This is a genomic window from Desulfocurvibacter africanus subsp. africanus DSM 2603 (assembly GCF_000422545.1).
Taxonomy (GTDB): Bacteria; Desulfobacterota; Desulfovibrionia; order Desulfovibrionales; family Desulfovibrionaceae; genus Desulfocurvibacter; species Desulfocurvibacter africanus.
This window is the reverse complement of sequence record NZ_AULZ01000008.1, coordinates 110950-129233: the sequence shown is the minus strand read 5'-3', so window position 1 is coordinate 129233 and position 18284 is coordinate 110950. Positions and strand designations below refer to the sequence as shown.

Annotated in this window: 15 protein-coding genes; 13 read left to right on the top strand and 2 right to left on the bottom strand. The window is 63.5% G+C overall.

The window, feature by feature from the left end; translation table 11 throughout:
* The first annotated feature begins 21 nt into the window (after positions 1 to 21).
* Positions 22 to 1812 carry a SulP family inorganic anion transporter gene (locus H585_RS0106105; protein WP_027367171.1) on the top strand — a complete coding sequence of 597 codons (1791 nt, stop codon included), beginning with the start codon at positions 22 to 24 and terminating at the stop codon, positions 1810 to 1812.
* Between the two features lie 52 nt (positions 1813 to 1864).
* Positions 1865 to 2662: a TIGR00282 family metallophosphoesterase gene (locus H585_RS0106100; protein ID WP_027367170.1), complete on the top strand. Its 798-nt coding sequence runs from the start codon at positions 1865 to 1867 to the stop codon at positions 2660 to 2662.
* Between the two features lie 339 nt (positions 2663 to 3001).
* Here the strand turns inward: H585_RS0106100 and H585_RS0106095 are convergent, their stop codons facing one another.
* Positions 3002 to 3181 (bottom strand): hypothetical protein, encoded by a 180-nt coding sequence (locus H585_RS0106095; protein ID WP_027367169.1) that lies wholly within the window; start codon positions 3179 to 3181, stop codon positions 3002 to 3004.
* 290 nt (positions 3182 to 3471) lie between these two features.
* On the opposite strand from H585_RS0106095, the gene tyrS reads away from it, so the two are divergent.
* Genes tyrS through H585_RS0106075 form a run of 3 tightly spaced genes read left to right on the top strand, consistent with a single transcriptional unit; the run spans position 3472 to position 6073 of the window.
* A complete protein-coding gene (tyrS, locus tag H585_RS0106085; protein WP_027367168.1) occupies positions 3472 to 4728 on the top strand; it encodes a tyrosine--tRNA ligase in 1257 nt (418 codons plus the stop codon).
* 5 nt (positions 4729 to 4733) lie between these two features.
* Complete coding sequence (locus tag H585_RS0106080) at positions 4734 to 5189, top strand: DMT family transporter (protein ID WP_014259707.1); 456 nt, start codon at positions 4734 to 4736, stop codon at positions 5187 to 5189.
* Complete coding sequence (locus H585_RS0106075) at positions 5186 to 6073, top strand: UbiA-like polyprenyltransferase (protein WP_081678594.1); 888 nt, start codon at positions 5186 to 5188, stop codon at positions 6071 to 6073. The genes H585_RS0106080 and H585_RS0106075 overlap by 4 nt, the downstream gene beginning before the upstream one ends.
* 160 nt (positions 6074 to 6233) lie before the next feature.
* On the opposite strand, the gene H585_RS0106070 is transcribed toward H585_RS0106075, so the two are convergent.
* Complete coding sequence (locus H585_RS0106070; protein WP_027367166.1) at positions 6234 to 7760, bottom strand: class I SAM-dependent RNA methyltransferase; 1527 nt, start codon at positions 7758 to 7760, stop codon at positions 6234 to 6236.
* Between the two features lie 571 nt (positions 7761 to 8331).
* On the opposite strand from H585_RS0106070, the gene rsmI reads away from it, so the two are divergent.
* From rsmI to secA, 8 genes are all read left to right on the top strand, one after another.
* Positions 8332 to 9171: a 16S rRNA (cytidine(1402)-2'-O)-methyltransferase gene (gene rsmI / locus H585_RS0106065; protein WP_027367165.1), complete on the top strand. Its 840-nt coding sequence runs from the start codon at positions 8332 to 8334 to the stop codon at positions 9169 to 9171.
* A 16-nt stretch (positions 9172 to 9187) separates the two neighbouring features.
* Positions 9188 to 9952 (top strand): PTS system mannose/fructose/sorbose family transporter subunit IID, encoded by a 765-nt coding sequence (locus H585_RS0106060; RefSeq protein WP_014259711.1) that lies wholly within the window; start codon positions 9188 to 9190, stop codon positions 9950 to 9952.
* Positions 9953 to 9976: 24 nt separating this feature from the next.
* Positions 9977 to 10282 carry an HPr family phosphocarrier protein gene (locus H585_RS0106055; RefSeq protein ID WP_027367164.1) on the top strand — a complete coding sequence of 102 codons (306 nt, stop codon included), beginning with the start codon at positions 9977 to 9979 and terminating at the stop codon, positions 10280 to 10282.
* A 6-nt stretch (positions 10283 to 10288) separates the two neighbouring features.
* Positions 10289 to 12061: a phosphoenolpyruvate--protein phosphotransferase gene (ptsP, locus tag H585_RS0106050; RefSeq protein ID WP_005989024.1), complete on the top strand. Its 1773-nt coding sequence runs from the start codon at positions 10289 to 10291 to the stop codon at positions 12059 to 12061.
* Between the two features lie 21 nt (positions 12062 to 12082).
* On the top strand, positions 12083 to 12544 hold the full coding sequence (gene smpB, locus H585_RS0106045) for an SsrA-binding protein SmpB (protein WP_014259713.1): 462 nt from the start codon (positions 12083 to 12085) through the stop codon (positions 12542 to 12544).
* 116 nt (positions 12545 to 12660) lie between these two features.
* Positions 12661 to 14031, top strand: coding sequence for an FAD-binding oxidoreductase (locus H585_RS0106040; RefSeq protein WP_027367163.1), 1371 nt, complete (start codon positions 12661 to 12663; stop codon positions 14029 to 14031).
* On the top strand, positions 14031 to 15224 hold the full coding sequence (locus H585_RS0106035) for a (Fe-S)-binding protein (RefSeq protein WP_034627278.1): 1194 nt from the start codon (positions 14031 to 14033) through the stop codon (positions 15222 to 15224). Before H585_RS0106040 ends, H585_RS0106035 begins: the two co-directional genes overlap by 1 nt.
* A gap of 342 nt (positions 15225 to 15566) precedes the next feature.
* Positions 15567 to 18083: a preprotein translocase subunit SecA gene (secA, locus tag H585_RS0106030; RefSeq protein ID WP_027367161.1), complete on the top strand. Its 2517-nt coding sequence runs from the start codon at positions 15567 to 15569 to the stop codon at positions 18081 to 18083.
* Positions 18084 to 18284: the final 201 nt, after the last annotated feature.

Below are 18284 nucleotides of genomic sequence, written 5' to 3'. Positions count from 1 at the left end.
TATTTTGATGGAGTTTGTCTTATGCAAGTCGAGTCTTCCGAAGCATTCAGGAAAGATGGCTGGCGCGGCCGGCTCAGCCGGTTCATGCCCGAGGCTCCCAAGGCCTTCAGCGTGCTGTCCCAGGGTTACGGCCCAGGGCCGCTGTCCCGGGATCTCCTTTCGGGCATTACCGTGGGCATCGTGGCCCTGCCTCTGGCCATGGCTTTTGCCATCGCTTCCGGCGCCTCGCCAGCGCAAGGCCTGGTCACGGCCATCGTGGCGGGTTTCATCATTTCCTTCCTGGGCGGCAGCCGCTTCCAGATCGGCGGACCGACTGGCGCTTTCGTAGTCATCATTTACGGCACCATCGCCAAGTACGGCATGGATGGCCTGCTCGTGGCCACGCTCCTGGCCGGCGCAATGCTCATGCTATTCGGTCTGTGCCGCATGGGCGCGCTCATAAAATTTATTCCCTATCCCGTGACTACGGGTTTTACCGCCGGCATCGGCTTGCTCATATTCACCCAGCAGATGAAGGATTTCCTGGGTCTGCAGATGGATAAGGCCTCGCCGGAGTTCTTCGCCAGCTGGGAAGCCTACTATGCCAATATCGGCACGATGGATCAGTCCACGCTGATCATAAGCGGCGTGACGCTCGTGACCATCTTCTGCGTGCGGCGCTGGATACCGCGCATTCCGGCTCCCTTCGTGGCCGTGGTGCTCGCCTCGGTCCTGACCGCGGTCTACGCTCTGCCCGTGGACACCATCGGCTCGCGCTTCGGAGGCATTCCGCGTGCCCTGCCGGGTTTCGCCATGCCGCACATCACTCTGGACTTGGTGCGCGAAGTGTTTCCCGCCGCCGTGACCATTGCCTTGCTGGCCGGCATCGAATCGCTCCTGTCCGCCATCGTGGCCGACGGCATGACCGGCGATCACCACAATTCCAACACGGAGCTCGTGGCCCAGGGCTTGGCCAACATCGCCTCCGTGGCCATGGGCGGCATCCCGGCCACCGGCGCCATCGCTCGCACGGCCACCAACATCAAGGCTGGGGCCTTCTCGCCCGTGTCGGGCATGATCCACGCTTTGTTCCTGGTAGCCTTCGTCTATCTGCTCGCGCCGCTCGCCTCGTATATTCCCTTGGCCAGCCTTGCCGGCGTGCTTGTGGTCGTGGCCTATGACATGAGCGAGCCGCACAGGTTCAAGCGGCTGTTCAAGGCGCCCAAGAGCGACGTGGTGGTCATGCTGTTGACCTTCGGGCTTACGGTGGTCGTGGACCTGACCGTGGCCGTGTGGGTGGGCGTTGTGCTCGCTTCGCTCCTGTTCATGCGCCGCATGAGCGAGCTTACGGGCATCCGCCGCACGCTCGAATTTGGGAGCGAAGGGGAAGCGGAGCTCCTCCCCAAGGAACTCCACCCGGATACCAACGAGCTGGATGTGCCTGACGGCGTTGAAGTCTACGAGATCGATGGGCCGTTTTTCTTCGGCTGCGCGGACAGGTTGAATGCCATCGTAAGGGCCATGCACAAGCCGCCCAAGGTGCTCATCCTGCGCATGCGCCATGTGCCGGCCATCGACGCCACAGCGGTAAATTCCATTGAGGCCCTGCACGACAAATGCAAGAAGCGTCATGTGACCATCGTGCTTTCGGGCGTCAGAACCCAGCCCATGGCTACGCTCAAGCGGCTTGGTGCAGACAAGCTCTTCGGACAGGAGAATATCACCGTGAATATCCTCCAGGCCTTGGACAGGGCTCGCGAGATCATTGCCAGCGAGCCACGGCCCAGAGGGATGATGACATCCATCACAGGCCCGGGGCCAGAGGCGGCGTGATTGCCCTGGCCGGTGAATCCGGCTAGGCTGTGCCATCTCTGGAGGCTGTTGGATGCGTGTTCTTTTTCTAGGTGATATTGTTGGCCGTCCGGGCCGTGAGGCTGTTGCCGGCGAGATGCGCCGGCTCCGCGAGGAACTGGCCCTGGACGTTGCGTTGGCAAATGCCGAGAACGCCTCGGGCGGGCTGGGCCTCAAGCCTGACGAAGCCAGAAGGCTTCTGGATTCGGGCCTGGATGTGCTGACCTCGGGCAACCACATTTGGAAGTACCGCGAGATCCAGGATTACATGCCCAGGACCACGCGGCTGCTGCGGCCGGCCAATTACCCGCAGGGCGCGCCCGGGTCCGGCCTGGGTGTGTACTCGGCGGGCGGTGGCGTTTCCTATGCCGTGCTCAACCTCCAGGGCCGTACGTACATGGAGGCCCTGGAGTGTCCGTTCCGCACGGCGGACGCTCTGCTGTCCCAGGTTCCCGAGGACGTGCGCGTCATCCTGGTGGACTTCCATGCCGAGGCCACCAGCGAGAAGATAGCCATGGCCTACCATCTGGCAGGTCGGGTCTCGGCCGTGCTGGGCACGCATACGCACGTGCAGACAAGCGACGCGCGCATCCTGCGCGACGCCCACGGCCAAGGCCATACAGCAGCCCTGACGGACCTGGGCATGTGCGGCCCGGAGGAATCCATCCTGGGCATGGAGGCGGCTCCCATTCTGTCACGATTCCTGACCGGCATGCCCACGCGCTTCCGGGTGGCCGGGGGCGCTGTGTTGCTAGAGGGCGCGCTGCTGCGCATCGACGAGGGCACGGGCCGCGCACAGTCGATCGAGATCTTTCGCAGACGCTTAATATGATCAGGAGCTTCCTGTTCAGAGTAAATCGCTAGAGCATTTTGCTTTTGAAAATGCTCTGCAAGCCATGCGTCGGCATGGCTTGTCGCTAGCTTCGGCGTAGGCGCAATTGACTTGCGCCGTCAACGCCGGAGCGGGCGTCTTAAAAGCAATCTGCTTTAAGAGCCGGGAAGGGCTTTGCCCTCCCCGAACCCCTCCCACCAGGGGAATGATTCCCCTGGACCCCCAATTTTATTGGCGGACCAGTTTCGTGAAATATGAAAGGGCCTGCAACGCAGGCCCTTTCATTTTATCCGGTCTGTGACCAGGGATGCTGGAGGCCGCAAGCCTTGGGGGGTGGTGTCACCGACCTCGAAGCATGCGTCTGCGGGAGCGGTCGCCCCACCAGAAGGCGCCGGCCACGAGCACGGAGAAGCCGAGCACATACAGGGCCGGTCGATTGAAGACGTCGGTAAGGGAAAGCGCCGCAAGAGTTACGAGAAGCGCGAGCAGGGTGTAGATGAAATGTCTGTATTCGGCCATGTCGCTCACGTGTGCGCCGTGCGCTGAAGCCGACGCAGGTTGGCGGTGCAGGGGCTGGAGCCCAGAATAGCCAGCATAGCATGTCCGGGCGGAAATGGAAGCCTGCCGGACAAGCCAATGCAGGGCTTTTGCGCGCGCCTGATGCTGGTCTCGTCAGGGTTTTCCCTTGACAGGACAGCCATTCCCTTCAAAACTACCGAGTTCAGCACTCCAGAAGCGCTCTCGGAAGGCAGGGCGCAAGCAACGGCAGACCGTAAGGGCACTCAGCCATCATTACAGCGAGGACAGGCGTGAACATCATCGACGAACTCAAATGGCGCGGACTCATCTACCAGGTTTCGGACGAAGGCAAGGTGCGCGAGTACCTGTCCACGCCGGGCCGCTCGCTCTATTGCGGCTTTGATCCCACGGCCAGCAGCCTGCATATCGGCCACCTCGTGCCTCTCCTGGCCCTGTACCGCTTCCAGCGCGCTGGTCACAGGCCCATCGCGCTCATGGGCGGCGGCACCGCGCTCATCGGCGATCCCAGCGGCAAGGACGTGGAGCGCCAGCTCATCGCCAGGGAGACCATCGAAGCTTCCATCGAGAGCATCAAGACCCAGGTCCGCCGCATCTTCGGCGGCGAAGTCCGCTTCGTGAACAACTACGACTGGATCGGCCGCACCACGGCCATCGAGCTCCTGCGCGACGTGGGAAAGTATTTCACGGTCAACTGGATGATGCAGAAGGAGTCGGTCAAGAACCGTATCTCCCGCGACGAGGTGGGCATCTCCTTTACCGAGTTCAGCTACATGATCCTGCAGGCCTACGACTTCTCCGTGCTCGCCGAGCAGGAGGGCTGCATGCTGCAGATCGGCGGCTCGGACCAGTGGGGCAACATCACGGCCGGCACCGAGCTTATCCGCAAGAAGCTGGGCAAGGAGGCCATCGCCCTGACCTTTCCGCTCATCACCACGGCCGACGGCAAGAAGTTCGGCAAGTCGGAGAAGGGCGCCATCTTTTTGGACCCGGCGCTCACGCCTGTTTACGAGTTCTACCAGTATTTCATGCGCACCGACGACCGCGACGTGATCCGCTTCCTGCGCTACTTCACCTTCGTCTCTCGCGAGGAGATCGAGGCCCTGGAAGTGACCCTGGCCGAGCGGCCCGAACAGCGCGTGCCCCAGCGGCGGCTGGCGGCCGAGATGACCCGTCTGGTGCATGGCGAGGAAGAGTTGCTCAAGGTTGAGGCGGCCACTGCGGCACTGTTCGGCACGGGCGATTTGCGCGAGGTGGACCCGGCCATGCTGCGCATCGTGTTCAACGAAGCCCCCAGCGTGAGCTACCCCGGCCTTGAAGGCCTGCCCGACTTGCCGCAAATCCTCGTGGATCTGGGCCTGAGCAAGTCAAAGGGACAGGCGCGCAAGGATCTTGAACAGGGCGGCGTGTACGTGAACAATTGCCGCATCGACCTGACCTGGAAGCCCTCTGCCGGGGACCTCCTGCATGGCCAGGCCCTGCTGGTGCGCAAGGGCAAGAAGAATTACGGCCTGGTGCAGGTGGGGTAGTCGGCGTGCTCATTGTCTATATTTTCATGGGCCTGCTGGCCGGCGCGGTCATGCCGGCCCAGGCGGGCATCAACTACAAGCTGCGCACCTTTCTGGGCGACCCGGTGCTGGCGGCTTTCATGTCCTTTCTCGTGGGCACCGTGGCCTTGGCCGCCCTGGCCCTGGCCCAGCGCACGCCCTGGCCCGCCTGGCATGATGTGGCCCGCGCACCTTGGTGGGTCTGGATCGGCGGTTTCATGGGCGCGTACGTCGTGGCCAGTTCCGTGGTGCTGGCCCCTCGCCTGGGCGCCACGGCCATGTTGGCGCTTATCGTGGCCGGCCAGATGCTGGCATCCGTGGTCATCGACCACTACGGCTGGTTCGGCTACCGTGTGGACCCGGTGAACCTGCGCCGCGTCCTGGGCACGCTGCTGCTGGTAGCCGGAGTCTGGCTGGTGGTCAGCGCCAGGAGGGCCTCGTGAACGGACCCGGGAAAGTGAATATCAAAGGCGTGTGGCGTCACCTAGTGGCCTTCGCGCGGCTGGTCAAGATCGAGCACTCGATCTTCGCGCTGCCCTTCGCCTATTGCGGCATGGTCATGGCCGCGAGTGGCTGGCCAGGCTGGCGCGTGTTCCTGCTGATCACCGTGGCCATGGTCGCGGTGCGCTCCTTCGCCATGGTCGTGAATCGCCTGGCCGACCTGCCTTATGATCGCCGCAACCCGCGAACGCAAGGCCGGCCCCTGGTCACCGGCGAGGTCTCCGTGTCCTCTGCGCGGTACATGGCTCTGATCACAGGAGCTGTTTTCGTGCTGGCCTGCGCCGGGCTCAACATGCTCGCGCTGTCCCTGTCGCCCGTGGCGCTGATCCTGGCCGGCGGCTACAGCTACACCAAGCGTTTCACCTTCCTGTGCCACTACTGGCTCGGCACGGTGCTGGGCCTGGCTCCCGTGGCCGGCTGGCTGGCCGTCACCGCCTCATTCCATATCGCACCGGTATTGCTGGGCCTGGGCGTGACCTTCTGGGTCGCGGGCTTCGATATCCTGTACGCCACCCAGGACGTGGAGTTCGACCGCAAGGTCGGCCTGTACGCCATCCCGGCGCGCTTCGGCATCCCGGCTGCCCTGTCCATCGCCGCCTTCAGCCACGCCAACACGGCTATCTTTTTCCTGCTGGCCGGCTGGGCCTGGGGCGCGGGCTGGCCGTACTACCTCGTGGCCGCGCTCATCGGCGCGATCCTGGCCTACGAGCACACTCTGGTGCGGCCGGACGACCTGCGCCGCGTGAACACGGCCTTCTTCACGGTCAACGGCGTGGTGGCCATCATGATCTTCGCCGGCGTGCTGCTGGACTTGTGGATGATCTAAGCCTGTCGAAAGGCTTGTGGAGAGGGGTACTGCCCCTCTCCACACCTCACCCCGCCAGGGGGATAATCCCCCTGGACCCCGTGTTTTTCCTACTGAATGATCTTATGCGTGGTTGTTTAGCGGACGGCCAGTGACCTTGCAGGCGGGTATCGAGGTCGTCTTATGTCCGTCTGACGAGCAGGGCCACGGTTTCCACGTGGTGGTTGTGCGGAAAGAGATCCACGGGCACGACGCGGGCCAGCGAGTAGCCGGGCAGGAGCAGGGCCGCGTCGCGGGCGAAGGTGGCCGGGTCGCAGGACACGGACACGATGCGCTCTGGCGCGAGGTCCAAAATACGCGCGGCCACGTCCGGATGCATGCCCGCGCGCGGCGGATCGATGACCAGCACGTCCGGCTTGGGAAGCTTGCGGTCGGCCAGGGTGCGGCGCAGGTCGCCGGCCACGAAGGAGCAGTTGGTAAGGTTGTTCAGGCGCGCGTTGTCGGTCGCGTCGCGCACCGCGCCCTCCACCAGCTCGAAGCCCGTAACGTGTCCGGCCGCGCGCGCCAGGCGCAGGGCCATGGCCCCCACGCCGCAGTAACAGTCGAAGACTTCCGCGTCGATCGGCCAGTCGGACAGGCCGGCCATCTCTTCCACCAGCCCGAAAAGCCTTTCGGCCCCGGCTGTGTTGGTCTGAAAGAAAGCCTGCGGCGAGAGCCGATATCGCAGCCCCCCCAGCGACATCTCCAGCACCGGGTCGCCCCAGGCGCGCACGATCTCCTCGGCATAGGCCACGGCCGCCTTGTCGCGCCGCACGCCGTGCGCTACGCTCAAGCCGGGGAAGCGTTCCAATAGCCCTTGAGCCATGATAGCGGCCTGTTTCGCGGCCTCGTTGCCTGGCCCCGTGATCAGGATGGCCTGCAACCCGGCCGCGCAGGTCAATTCAGCCTCACCTCGGCATCCCAACACCGAACTACGCGGGTCCAGGGGCGCGTCCGCCCCTGGTGGGAGGGGTCTGGGGAGGGCAACGCCCTCCCCAGTTCTTAAGGCATTAGCCTCGGCAGGCCGCGAATCGCGCAGCACGAGAAAGCGCCATACGCCTCGGCCGGTCGCAGGGTCGAATACTGCCGCGCTGCCCGCGCGGGCCATCTCGCGCACGGCGGCCAGCACGGCCATGGCCGGATCGGCCATGAGGCCGCAGGCGGTCACGTCGAGCACCATGCGCGGGTCGCGCCAGGAGCGCAGCCCTACTTGCAGTTCACGACCGGCGAAGGCGAACTCCATCTTGTTGCGGAAGCCGCGCAGCAGGGGCGAGGGCGTGGTTTCATTTACCAAGTCCTGCACGTCCTGCCCTGATTGGCCGGATTCGCCGGATTGGCGGCCGATATGGCGCAGGGACTCGGCCACGATCTGACGCTTCCAGCGCAGCTGCGCGGCGTAATCCAGGTCTTGCCAGTCGCAGCCGCCGCAGTCGGCGTAGTGAGGGCAGAAGGGCTCGATTTGCTCGGGCGAGGAGCGCAGCACCTCGACGGTCGCGGCTTCGGCGTGGCGTTTGGCGAGCTTGGACAGTCGCGCGCGTACGAGCTGGCCGGGCAGCCCGCGCTCGACGAACACGGCCCGGCCTTGGAGCCGGGCGAGCCCCCGACCGCCGCAAGTCAATTTCTCGATATCAAGCTCCAGCACGTCGCCGGAGCGAAGCTCTTGCGTCATATGGTGGTATTCCTACAGGCAGAGGCGCGGACCGCTTTGACTGGAAGTGCTTCCAGGAGTCGGCGGCGACCGCACGCGGTTGAATCGAGCGGCTGTGGATGCGACATTCCCGCTCTGTTGCCGTACCTATAAGTCTTGCTCACCGCGCCGTCACCTGGCGATTTGTGTGCTTCATGGCCGGACGGATGGAACGCGGGCCGCACGGATCGACAGGTCTTTGAGTAGCAGGGACCCGGAGGCCAGATTAGAGCATTTTGCTTTTGAAAATGCTCTGCAAGCCATGCGTCGGCATGGCTTGCCGCCGCGTAGGCGTAGGCGCAATTCACTTGCGCCGTCAACGCCGGAGCGGGCGTCTTAAAAGCAATCTGCTCTAGATCTAGGATCAAGGGGCAAGGCTCAATCTCATGTGTTTGCCACTCCGGGGATCATTTGCCGAAATACGCATCTCGTGACATGAAACGCGGGCCGGCTTTTCTGAAGACGAACTCATGGGGCCATGGTCGGGCGGCGATTGCAGGCACTTCCGCCAGGGGAAATGCCGCCGCGGACAAGGTTCGGGGAGGAGGGCATCATGGACGAACCCAGGCGCGGTCGCCTTTACGTCGTCGCCACGCCGTTGGGCAATGCGGGAGACTTGTCGCCGCGTGCACGCGAAATACTGTCGGCGGCAGATCTGGTGCTGGCCGAGGACACTCGTCGCGCCGGGCTGCTGTTCAAGCGCCTGGGCATTGGGGCCAAGCGGTACATGAGCTTTTTCGAGCACAACGAGGAAGGCCGTGTGACCCAGGTGCTGGCCGAGTTGGACCAGGGACATGATGTGGCTCTGGTATCCGACGCGGGCACGCCGCTCTTGTCCGATCCCGGCTACCGCTTGGTGCGCGCCTGCCGCGAGCGGGGCCATGCCGTATCGCCCGTGCCCGGTCCATCGGCTCCCGTGGCGGCTCTGTCGGCCAGCGGTTTGCCGCCTTATCCGTTCGTGTTCCTGGGTTTTCTGCCCCGCCGCGATGTGGACGTGCGCCGGCTCTTCGAGGAGTACGGGGCCACGAAGGCCACGCTCGTGTTCTTCGAGCGCAAGAACCGCCTGACGGCAACCCTGGAGCTGGCAGCCGAAACCCTGGGCGATAGAGAATTCTGCGTGGCTCGCGAATTGACCAAGGAGCACGAGCAGTTTATTTTGGGGCGACTGTCGAAGCGTGAGGATGTGCAACTGGATCTTCTGGGGGAGCTGACCGTGATTGTCGGGCCGCCCGCGGAAGAGCTGCGCACGTCCGAAGCCGAGATGGCGGCCGTGCTCGAAGAAGAGGTCCTGCGCGGGGGCAGGCCCAAGGAGGTCGCCCGGCGTACGGCCGAGCGCGTGTGCGGTTGGACGGCCAAGGCTGTGTACGAGCGCCTGATGGACAAGTCGGGGTAGCCCAAGGTGGTGAAGGGTGAGGCCGAGCGGTGAGCCTGAAGTTAGCGTCCTGTTTCGCTGCCTGGCGCGTTCATACCTGGTTGGGGCCAACTTCAACACCAGGGGCATGCAGAACATTGGCCTGAGCTACGCCATGGACCCTGGGCTCGTAGCCATCCACGTCCAGGGGAAAGACCTATACGACGCCCGCAGGCGCTACCTGCGCCACTACAACACCCATCCCTTCTGGACGCCGCTGCTCATCGGCATATTCCTGTCCCTCGAAATCAAGATCGCCAAGAATCAACTCCCGCCCGGCACGCTGGAAAACGTACGCCAAACCACGATCTATACCCTGTCGGCCATTGGAGATTCCGTGTTCGGCGGCGGCGTCCTGGTGCTCTGGGCTTTGGCGACCGCCTGCATGATCGTCACTGGTCATGGCGTGGCTGCTGTGCTAACAGGGGGTGTCCTGCTGCTGAGTCTGCAGGCATTCAAGGCACTGACTTTCTTCGCCGGGCTGCGCGAGGGCTTTCGGTTTCTACCCAGGCTCAAGAGGTTCAACCTCATAAACTGGGGCCGACGCATCAAGCTTGTCAACGCCTTGCTCACGGTTCTGTTCTGGTATCTTGTATGGCCTGAGCCAGTGCGTTGGACCGGGTGGGTACTCGGCGTCGGCGCCCTGTGCCTGGCGACTTGGCTTGTGCTCAAGACGCGGCTTTCGCGAGGCCTAGCCCTGATTTTCCTGCTGGCCGGGTACGCAGTCGCGCCCTTTGTTCTCAGATGGCTTGAAACCCTCTAGGCCTTCTCGGCCTGGGGAGGGGTGATGGATACGCAAACCAACGTGTCGGAGACACAGCGGCAATATCTCACAAGGCGGGTCTGCGTGGTCAACGAGCTGGGTCTGCATGCCAGACCGGCGGCCAGGTTGGCTCAAGAGGCCCAAAAGTTCTCCAGCCGGATACTGCTCAAGGTCGGCGCTCAGGAAGTGGATGCCAAGAGCATCCTGGACATTCTGACTCTGGCTGCTCGCAACGGCTGTGGTCTGGAGATCATGGCCAGCGGCGAGGATGCGGCTCAGGCTGTCGAGCATTTGGCCCGCCTGTTCCGCACCAAGTTCCAGGAAGGCTGATCCCCTTTGGCGCACAAGACCATCACCGGCATCCCGGTCTCGGCGGGCGTCTCAATCGGCAAGGCATTTTTCCTGAACCGCAGCCGTTTTCGCCACCTTCCGCGACAGACCATTCTCGACACCGCGATCTCCGGCGAGGTCGCCAGACTCCATCTCTCCTTTTCCGAAGCGGAGATCGAGCTGGAGGCCATCCGTCGCAAAGTGCCCAAGGAGCTGCGCGAGAACGCGTTGATCATCGACTCCCACGTCATGATCCTCAAGGACCCAAAGTTGCGGGCCCTGGCCGAGAAAAACATCCGCGAACTGTGCATCAACGCCGAATGGGCCTTGGAGAAGGCCGTCTCCGAACTGCGTGAGGCTTTCAGCGCCCTGCAGGACCCCTACATCCGCGAACGCATGGAAGACGTGCGCCTGGTGGCTGAACGCGTGCAGGCCCGCCTCGTGGGCGCTGTAAGCGACATCAGCTCCCTTCAGAGCCGCGTGGTGCTCATGGCCCACGACCTGTCCCCGGCCGACACCGTGGATCTGGAGCTGGACAAGATCATGAGCTTCGCCACGGCCACGGGCGCCAAGACCTCGCACACCGGCATCCTGGCCCGCTCGCTGCAGATTCCGGCCATCGTGGGCGTAAGCGACCTGGAAGAGAGCGTCACCGACGGCGATCTGGTCATTCTCGACGGTTTCTCGGGCAAGATACTGGTGGACCCCGACGACGAGGAGCTGGAATACTACACGGACCTCAAGCTCCAGTTCGAGCAGTACCAGAAGACCACCATCCGGTTCTGCCACCTGCCGGGCGAGACGCGCGACGGCTTCCAGATCAAGGTCCTGGCCAACATCGAACTCTTCGAGGAGGTCGCCCAGGTCATCGACAACGGCGGCGAGGGCGTGGGCCTTTACCGCACCGAGTACTCCTACATGAACCGCACCGAGCTGCCCACCGAGGAGGAGCTCTACGAGGAGTACCGCGACCTGGCCTCCATCCTGGCGCCCAGCCGGCTGACTTTGCGCACCCTGGATCTTGGCGCGGACAAGCTGATCAGCCATTACGGCGCGCTGGACGAGAGCAACCCGGCCCTGGGCCTGCGGGCCATCCGCTTCTGCATGCGCCATCCGCAGATGTTCAAGACCCAGATGCGCGCCATACTGCGCGCCGCGGTGCAGGGCAATGTCTCGCTCATGTTCCCCATGATTTCCGGCACCCAGGAACTGCGCTACGCCAAGGATCTGCTCCAGGTGTGCAAGCAGGAACTCGCCATCGAAGGCAAGGAGTTCAATCCCGACCTGCCCGTGGGCATCATGATGGAGGTGCCCAGCGCGGTCATGATTGCCGAGTTCCTGGCCAAGGAAGTCGACTTCTTTTCCATCGGCACCAACGATCTCATCCAGTACTCCCTGGGCATCGACCGCACCAACCGCCACGTTTCGCACCTGTATCAGCCGCTGCATCCGGCCATCGTGCGCATGATCAAATACGTGGTGGACGCGGGGCATCAGGCGGGCATCGAGGTCAGCGTGTGCGGCGAAATGGCCGCGGACCCTTTTTGCGTGCCCATCCTCATGGGCATGCAGGTCGACTGCATCAGCCTCGGACCGCAGGCCATCCCCGGCATCAAGCGCATCATTCGCCGCGCGAACCTGCAGGACTGCAAGCAGCTGCTCAAGGACGTGCTGCAGTCCTCCACCGTAACCCTCACCAACCGTCTCGTGCGCGAGACCATCTTCAAATCCTTCCCGGAAGAACTGACCTTCTACACCTCGCTCCTCGACAACGACTAGTTCAGGCATTATTACTCGCCCATGGCAAAGCAAAGTGGCGTCAAGTCCATAGCCGTCAACAAGAAGGCCCGGCATCTCTACGAGTTGCTGGAATCATTCGAGGCGGGCGTGGCCCTGCAAGGCGTGGAGGTCAAATCCCTGCGCCAGGGGCATGTCAGCTTCAAGGACGGCTACGTGGAATTCAAGAGCGGCGAAGCCTGGCTCAGGGGCGTGCATATCGCGCCCTACGAGAACGCTGGCTACGTGCAGATCGACCCCGAGCGCGAGCGTAAGCTGCTCCTGCACACCGAGGAGATCGAGCGCCTGACGGACAAGGTCGAGCAGAAGGGCCTGTCCGTGGTGCCCGTGCGCATGTATTTCAAAAACGGCCGCGTCAAGCTGGAGATCTCCCTGGCCAGGGGCAAGAAGCTCCATGACCGGCGCGAGGACATCAAGCAGCGCGATATCGCCAAGGATACCGCGCGGCAGTTGGCGCGATATTAAAGACTTGAGGATGGGGAAGGGGAACCCTTTTGGAAAAGGGTTCCCCTTCCCTTCGTGCCTCCAACCCCTCCTAAAACTCTTCTTTCGCGCTTCGCGCGGGATACTCAGGAGCCCGCATGCTCACCTCCCGGCACGAAAAGTTCCTCCACGACCTGTTCCCCGGCGACGCCAGCTTATTCACCCCCGAGGAGAAGCTCATCTTCGGCACCGACGCTAGCCGCCTGAGCGGCCAGCCTTGGGCTGTGGTGCGACCCGAGAATCGCGAACAGATCGTGGAGCTGCTGCGCTGGGCCGAGGCCGAAAAGGTGCCGCTGTTCACGCGCGGACGGGCCACGAACGTGGTCGGCGGGACCGTGCCCGACAAGGGCGGCGTGGTCGTGTCCATGTTGCGCATGAACAGGGTCAAGGAGATCAGCGCCGAGGATTTCGTGGCCGTGGTCGAGCCGGGCGTCATCAATGGCGATTTGCAGAAGGAGCTGAAAAAGCGCCGGCTGTTCTATCCGCCCGACCCGGCCAGCGCGGCCTTCTCCACCATTGGCGGCAACGTGGCCATGGGCGCGGGCGGCATGCGCGCGGTCAAGTACGGCGTGACCAGGGATTACGTGCTCGGCGTGGAAGCCGTGCTGCCGGGCGGCAGGGTCATGCGTCTCGGCGGCCGCTGTCACAAGAACGTGGCCGGCCTGGATCTGGCGCGGCTGTTCGTGGGCAGCGAGGGTTCGCTGGGCGTCATGACCGAACTGACCCTCAAGCTTTTGCCGCTGCCCGAGGCCACGGCCTCGTTGCTGGCTGGATTTGGGACGCTGGACGCGGCCCTGGATGCGGCGCGCGCGGTCTTTGGTTGCGGCACGCTGCCCACGGCCATGGAGTTCATGGCCGGCTTGGTGCTGGAGGCCATCGCCGGCGAGGGCGAGGCTCCCTGGCCCCAAGGCACGCAAGCCGCGCTGCTGTTGCGCATCGACGGCAGCGAGTCCGCCGTGGCCGAGGACCTGCGCCGGCTGGAGGCTGTTTTCAAGCGGCACGATCCCACCTGCCTGCTCACTGGGCGAGGTCAGGAGGAGGAACCCCTGTGGGAGCTGCGCAGACTCATCAATCCGGCCTCATTCCGCATAGCACCGGACAAGATCAGCGACGACGTTACCGTGCCGCGCGGCAAGGTCGGTGAAGCGGTCAAGCGTTTTCAGGCCTTGGGCCGGGAGCGCAATCTTAAGATGCTCCTCTTCGGTCACCTTGGCGACGGCAACCTGCACGTGAACATCATGCATGACGCCTCCAACCCCGATGAACTGGCGCGCGCCCGCCAGACCAAGGAAGACGTCCTGCGCGTCACCATCGAGCTTGGCGGCACCCTGTCCGGCGAGCACGGCGTGGGCCTGACCAAGCTGCCCTATCTGCACTGGCAGATCGGCGAACCGGAGAGGGCGCTTATGCGCGACGTCAAAAAAGCTTTCGACCCGAGCGGGATACTCAATCCCGGAAAGGGCTATTGATGGCTCATCAGCAGCAGAAAGACTACCTCTGCCTGCACGACGGCACGCATCTCGCGCCCAAGTGCATCCTGTGCGGCAAGTGTCTGGAAGTTTGCCCGCTGGTGGCGGCCACGGGCCGCGAGGAGCTGTCCCCGCGCGCCAAGTTCCACTTGGCCGAGCGCGCTGCCGACGCGGGCAGCGGACTCGATGAGAAGAAGGCCGCCCGCCTGGCGGCCATGTGCCTGGCCTGCGGGCGTTGCGAAAAGGCCTGCCCCCATGGCCTGTGCGGCCCGGAGCTGGCCTCGAAGCTGCGCGCAAGGCATCCGGGCTGGCACGAGTGGCTATGGCGGCAGTGGTTGACCAAGCCCGGCGCGCTGTGGCCCACGGCCGGCGCGTTGGCCAGGCTGGTGCCGGGCGGGCTCGCGCCGGATACGGTCCGAACGATGCTCAAGCAGCTTGCGGCCCTGCATGGCGGTAGAAACATTCAGCCGTGGCTGGGCGTTGCACGCTACGACGCTTGCGGCAGCGCGAAAAAGGCCGTACTTTTCGAGGGTTGCACCGCACGATACGCCAAGCCCCACTGGAGCGAGACCGCACGACAAATTGTCACGGGGCTAGGGTATGAGCTTGAGCTCGGTGCGCGTTTCGAGTGCTGCGGCTGTTCTTTGGGCCATGCGGGTCTGGAGGATGCGCAACGGGCCATGCAGCGCGCCAATGTGGAAGCGTGGCGCAAGGCTGGCCGACCGCAGGTGATCGCTTTTTGCGCCACCTGCCGCTGTGGATTGCGCAGCTACACGCATATTGACCTGGGTTGGGAGACCTTCGAGCGTGAGGAGTGGTTGCGCGCTGTTATGTCCCTGGCCGGACTCATGGGCGACACGGAATTTCAAATTCTGGACAATGCGCCCGATGCGGTGCATTACCATAGGCCTTGCCATGGTTCCGGCGGCGACCAGGACAGGCTCTTCCTGTCCCGGGCCATGGGCGGCCGGCTCAAGAAGGCCGGATTGGAGCGCTGCTGCGGCTTCGGCGGCGTCATGCAGCTTGCCGATCCCGGCCTGTCGCGGGCCGTGGCCGCGCGCTGCTGGGAATATTTCGAAGCCAAGCCCGGCGAGCAGCTGGTCACGGGTTGCAGCGCCTGCGTGCTGCAACTTGCGGCCAATGCGCCCGAGGGAGTGGCCGTGGGCCACTGGCTGGAGGCCATCAGGCCCTGAAGCAGCTCATTTGAATATGGGCTGTGCGGGGGCGGTAGGCCGCCGAATGTGCGGCATGCGTGAGCAATGGTTGAGCTTTGCTCACGCGACGTTTGAAATACGCGGGACATGCGTTTTAGAGCATTTGGCTTTTGAAAATGCTCTGCAAGCCATGCGTCGGCATGGCTTGCCGCCGCGTAGGCGTAGGCGCAATTCACTGTCGCCGTCAGCGCCGGAGCGGGCGTCTTAAAAGCAATCTGCTCTAATAGCCGGGTGGACCCCCACCATTCGGGGCGGTTGAGCAGGATACGGTCCGCGTGGGTCGCTGGCATCCGCGACCTGCCCCAGATCAAGGAGAAAGGCATGATCGGTTTCATCACGAAGAAGATATTCGGCTCCATGAACGATCGGTTTCTGAAATCGATCGATCCGTACGTGCAGAAAATCAACGGCCTTGAGGGGCAGACGCGCGAGTTGAAGGACGAGGATTTTCCCGTCAGGATACGTGAATGGCGCGACCAGGTTGCCCAGGGCCGCGACCTGGATGAACTGCTGCCCGAGGTTTTCGCCCTGGTGCGCGAGGCCGGCCGCCGGACCCTGAACATGCGCCACTTCGACATGCAGCTCGTGGGCGGCGTCGTGCTCCATCGCGGCCGCATCGCCGAGATGAAGACGGGCGAAGGCAAGACGCTCGTGGCCACCTTGCCCGTGGTGCTGAACTCTCTCAAGGGCCGCGGCGTGCACGTGATCACGGTCAACGACTACCTGGCCCGCCGCGACGCCGAGTGGATGAGCGCCATCTATAACTTCCTGGGCCTGACCGTGGGCGTCATCCTGCACGGCCTGAGCCCCGAGGAGCGCCGCGAGGCCTACGGCTCGGACATCACCTACGGCACCAACAACGAGTTCGGCTTCGACTACCTGCGCGACAACATGGCCTTCTCCATGGCCCATGTGGTTCAGCGCGACCTGCACTACGCAATCGTGGACGAGGTGGACTCCATCCTCATCGACGAGGCGCGCACGCCGCTCATCATTTCGGGTCAGGCCGAGAAGTCCACGTCCATGTACGGGCGCATCAATTCTATCGTGCCCAAGCTGGAGCGCGACAAGGACTTCAGCGTGGACGAGAAGGGCAAGTCCGTATCGCTGACCGAAGAGGGCGTGACCCACGCCGAACAGATCCTGGGCGTGGAGAACCTCTACGATCCCCAGAACATCACTTTCCAGCACCACATCCTGCAGGCCCTCAAGGCTCATAGTTTGTTCCAGAACGAGGTGGACTACATCGTCAAGGAAGGCGAGGTGGTCATCGTGGACGAGTTCACGGGCCGTCTCATGCCCGGACGCCGCTACTCCGACGGCCTGCACCAGGCCCTGGAGGCCAAGGAGGGCGTGGCGGTCAAGGCCGAGAACCAGACGCTCGCTTCCATCACCTTCCAGAACTACTTCCGCATGTACGACAAGCTGGCCGGCATGACCGGCACGGCCGATACCGAGGCGGTGGAGTTCAAGCAAATTTACAACCTGGACGTGACGGTCATCCCCACGCACAAGCCGATGGTGCGCAAGGACTTCGCGGATATCATCTACAAGACGCAACGCGAGAAGTTCGAGGCCATCTGCAAGGATATCGCCGAGCTGAACCGCAAAGGCCAGCCCGTGCTGGTGGGCACCGTGTCCATCGAGAAGTCCGAGCTTTTGTCCAAGATGCTCAAGAAGTCCGGCGTGCCGCACAACGTGCTTAACGCCAAGCAGCACGAGCGCGAGGCCGAGATCGTGGCCGAGGCGGGCCACAAGGGCAAGGTGACCATCGCCACCAACATGGCCGGCCGCGGTACGGACATCAAGCTCGGCGAGGGCGTGACCGACCTCGGCGGCCTGCACATCCTGGGCACTGAGCGCCATGAATCCCGGCGCATCGACAACCAGTTGCGCGGCCGTTCGGGCCGCCAGGGCGACCCAGGCTCATCGCGCTTCTATCTGGCCCTCGACGACGACCTCATGCGCCTGTTCGGCTCCGATCGCATCGCCGGTCTCATGGACCGCCTGGGCATGCAGGATGGCGAAGCCATCGAGAACCGCATGATCACCAAGGCCATCGAGAACGCCCAGAAGCGCGTCGAGGCGCATAACTTCGAAATCCGCAAGACGCTCCTCGAGTACGACGACGTCATGAACCAGCAGCGCCACGTCATCTACGACCAGCGCCGTGATCTCATGACCCTGGACAACCTGGAGGAGCACGCCCTGTCCTTCGCCGACGACCTGCTGGACGAGACATACGCCATGCTGGGCGGACCCAAGGACAAGCCCGACGAGGAAATTCTCAATTCAGTGCGTACACGCCTTGTGGAGGTCTTGGACCTCAGCCGCTTCGAGGAGTTCAAGCAGGATCTTCCGTCCCGCGAGCAGGCCGGCGAATGGGTGCAGGCCATACTGGATAACCTGAAGGGCCAGGCCGGCGACCATTACAACGAGGTGCTGCGTTTCTTCATGCTGGAAGCCCTGGACCGCAACTGGAAGGATCACCTGCTGCAGATGGACCATCTGCGCGAGGGCATCGGCCTGCGCGGCTATGGTCAGAAGGACCCTAAGCAAGAGTACAAGCGCGAGGGCTTCGAGCTGTTCCAGGACATGCTCTTCCGCGTCAAGGAGAACACCATGCGCGCCCTGACCCACCTGCGCATCAAGCAGGAAGTGCGCGAGGAGGAGTTCCAGCACAAGGAAGAGCCCAAGAACGTCCAGTACTCCGGGGCCGATAAGACTGCGGCCGGTAAGCAGCCGGTCAAGCGCGAGGCGCCCAAGGTCGGCCGCAACGACCCCTGCCCCTGCGGCAGCGGCAAGAAGTACAAGAAGTGCTGCGGCGCGGCGGGATAATGCCTGGACCCGCTCGGTTCGTGAGCGGGTTGGAATCGAGTCGTAACAGCGAGTAACGAGAGCAGGAACGGCCGGGAAAGGAAACCTTCCCGGCCGTTTTTATTGCGGCATCATCGAGGAGATCGTTTAGAGCATTTTGCTTTTGAAAATGCTCTGCAAGCCATGCGTCGGCATGGCTTGCCGCCGCGTAGGCGTAGGCGC